A 998-nucleotide genomic window follows, 5' to 3' on the forward strand; every position below is an offset into this window, starting at 1 on the left:
GTGACCGGGCTATTAATCAGGAAGAAAGTTTAACACGCCAACAGCAGCTACTTATTAATAATAAAGAAGCTGATACAAAAGCTACTAAAGTACAGGTAGAGAATAAGCGAGTTAACTATGATGCTATCTTAGGTGCTCACGAAAAGCGGCATGATAATATAGCTAATGGGGTTATGTAATATGGATGATTTGATTAATCAGATATTGCTAGCAGATGGATTAACTATAGATATTCTACTGTTAATCATTCTGTATAAGATTTGGGTAATTGAGAAAAGCCAAAAAGAAAAAAGCCCGGAGTAATCCGGGCCTATTCTGATTAAGCGGCTTTAACTGCTTTAGATTTGATTCTCTTTTCTTCCTTCTCTTTGATTTTATCATTGATGGCTTTTTTAGCCTCCTCAATCTCAGAATCAGAAAGAGCATTGATAGCGGAGATAAGTTTATTTTTAGCCTCAGTTACAGTAAGTTTATTGAAACTCAGCAGAGCATTAGCAATCAAATCAAGGTTAGTTTTCTTAGCCTTGCTTTCTACAATCTCAATTTTCGGGATTGGCTTGTAAGTAATCACGGTATCAACTGTAGTTGCATCGTAGTTAATAAGGGTGGCCCCTTCCTTACAAGATGATTCCAGCTTATCCAGATATTCACCCGCCGCTTTCTTTTGTTCGGCACTTACGGCAGAAAGTTTAATAACATTCTCCACATCATAAACGCCGTCTTTATTAATCAGAAACTTAAGGTTAGGGGCGGCAGCGCGGAAAATATCAACAGCCTTACTACGGTACTTAGGCAGAACAGCCAGCCCGTTAACGATGTTTTTGATAACGTCACAACCGCCACTATCAGCGGCTAATTCCGCTGTAGGTGTAGTGTTGTAGTAACGGCGGCAAGCAATGATAATCATTGCAAAGATAGCGTTACTAGCATTTTTGATAGAGCCAGCGGCTTTATTAATTTCGTTAGTAAATTCAGCAGCTTTAGCGGTTGCGGGATGA

At 39.1% G+C, this 998-nt stretch carries 1 protein-coding gene; it reads right to left on the minus strand.

The annotated features are described in order from the left end of the window. Positions 1 to 319: 319 nt before the first annotated feature. Positions 320 to 998, minus strand: a 679-nt coding sequence (locus tag N1032_RS23840; RefSeq protein ID WP_259542896.1) for a hypothetical protein, incomplete at its 5' end; no start/stop codon positions are given.

Origin of the sequence: Herbiconiux daphne, assembly GCF_024979295.1 — a bacterium.
Classification (GTDB): domain Bacteria; phylum Actinomycetota; class Actinomycetes; order Actinomycetales; family Microbacteriaceae; genus Herbiconiux; species Herbiconiux daphnes.